The following is a 1894-nucleotide window of genomic DNA, read 5'->3' as shown; positions in this document are numbered from 1 at the left end:
AAGATCAACCCCATGGTGCTGATCGTGGCCACCATGGTCGTGGGCATCATCGGCGCGTTCTTCGGCGTGCTGGCGTAGGTTCCTGCGTTTTATTCTGCCCCCAAGGGAAACGGCGACCCGTTGCGGTCGCCGTTTTTTATTACCGAAAGTTAGCTGGAGGTGCTTCGTGATTCGATCTGACAATCCACCCGATAATGGCGTGAGCGGGGCGATGTATCTATTTGGCACGGCGCTCTTGTGGAGTTTTATCGGCATCCTCGTTCGCGCCAATTCGCAGTCAGCTCTTTTGATCGGTGCCGTTACGGCAATATTTATGGCGCTCTTTATCCTGCTCGTCGGTAGGCCCGTCCTCCGCGTCAGCCGTCTTATTGTCCTTGTGGCCGTCTGCAACTTCGTGACGGGCACCACGTTTAACTTTGCCAACCAGCTCACGACGGTCGGCAACGCGATCGTTCTGCAGTACACCTCGATGATTTTTGTTATCGTGTATCAGTCGCTCGCAACTCGCACGTTGCCCTCGCCTGCGAAGATTGCCTCCGTGTTGGTTGCTTTTACGGGTATGGGACTTTTCTTTTTAGGCGATTTGAGCGCCGAGGGCATGCTCGGCAACCTGCTTGCCGTCATTTCGGGAGCCACCTTTGGGCTGTGTTTCTTTTTAAACTCTCGCCCCGATGCGTCGCCCATGGTGTCCTCGCTCATCTCCTGCGGCATCTCGATACTGCCGATCGTCTATTTTGCCGGCGACCTAGGCTCCGTAAAACCCTTTGAGTGGGGGCTTATGCTGGTGCATGGCCTTTTTTGCAGCGGCCTTGCGAGTGTGCTGTATGCCAAGGGGATTGCGCGCACTAACGCGTTTGCGGCCAACTTGGTTTGCATGAGCGAGGTCGTGCTCGCTCCCTGCTGGTCGGCGCTCCTCTTTGGCGAGGTCTTTCGCTGGAACGAGTTTTTGGGCGCGGCGATAATCGTTTTGGTGATTGTAGGCAACTTGGCATACGATGCCTTTGGCGATGGCTTTCTGGTGGCGCTTGTCCGCCATCGAAACAAAGAGCGCGCCTGATGGGATACGTCTGCCGTTTACGGTAAAAAACACCCCGCTGAGCGAGTGGTATTAAATAGTAAGAACCTGCATATCTATAATTGGTATCAAATCATTTGTGCCTGGCATAGGTGTTAACAGCACACCAGGTACGCTTCGGGCCGTGTGGTCGAGTTTCCGGATTGATATCAACAGCGCGCGCGACGGTGACCGGCTATGACTCGAGATTTCCTATTTTGGAGGAACCATGCTTACCCAAGCAATCCTCGTCGGCTTAGTCGGAGCGTTTGGAGGCCTCGACTACCAGCTCGGCACCCTCTACGCGTTCCGCCCCATCGTCCTGTGCCCGCTCGTGGGCCTGGTGCTGGGGGACCTGCAGACTGGTCTTGCCGTCGGCGCCAGCCTGGAGCTGCTGTTCATGGGTTCGGTTTCCATCGGCGCCTACGTGCCGCCTAACGAAACGATCGGCGGCGTGCTCGCCTGCGCGTTTGCCATTCAGCTCGGTCAGGGTACCGAGACGGCCATCGCGCTCGCCATGCCCATCGCTGTCCTTTCGCTGACGATCGGCAACATTACTAGTGCCTTGTTCACCGTGTTTGTCGATATGGCAGACAGGTTCGCCCTCAAGGGAAACCTTAAAGGCATTTACGCCGTTCATTGGGGCATGGGTCTTTGGGGCTGCCTTGAGTATTTCCTGCTGTGCGGCGGCGCCTTCTATCTGGGCTCCGATGCCATCCAGGGCCTGCTCGACTTCGTCCCGTCCTTCATCATTGATGGTTGCGGCGTTGCCGCCAACATCCTGCCTGCCATGGGCTTCGCCATGCTCGGCCGCCTGGTGCTCACCAAGCAGCTCGTGCC

At 57.0% G+C, this 1894-nt stretch carries 2 protein-coding genes; both read left to right on the top strand.

What is annotated here, in order from left to right:
• The first annotated feature begins 166 nt into the window (after positions 1 to 166).
• Positions 167 to 1057: a DMT family transporter gene (locus AB5164_RS10115; protein WP_343007855.1), complete on the top strand. Its 891-nt coding sequence runs from the start codon at positions 167 to 169 to the stop codon at positions 1055 to 1057.
• A 226-nt stretch (positions 1058 to 1283) separates the two neighbouring features.
• Positions 1284 to 1894, top strand: a 611-nt coding sequence (locus tag AB5164_RS10110; RefSeq protein WP_368143341.1) for a PTS mannose/fructose/sorbose/N-acetylgalactosamine transporter subunit IIC, incomplete at its 3' end; no start/stop codon positions are given.

Source organism: Collinsella aerofaciens (genome assembly GCF_040915425.1).
GTDB lineage: Bacteria > Actinomycetota > Coriobacteriia > Coriobacteriales > Coriobacteriaceae > Collinsella > Collinsella aerofaciens_BW.
This window is presented reverse-complemented; position numbering and strand designations above follow the sequence as displayed.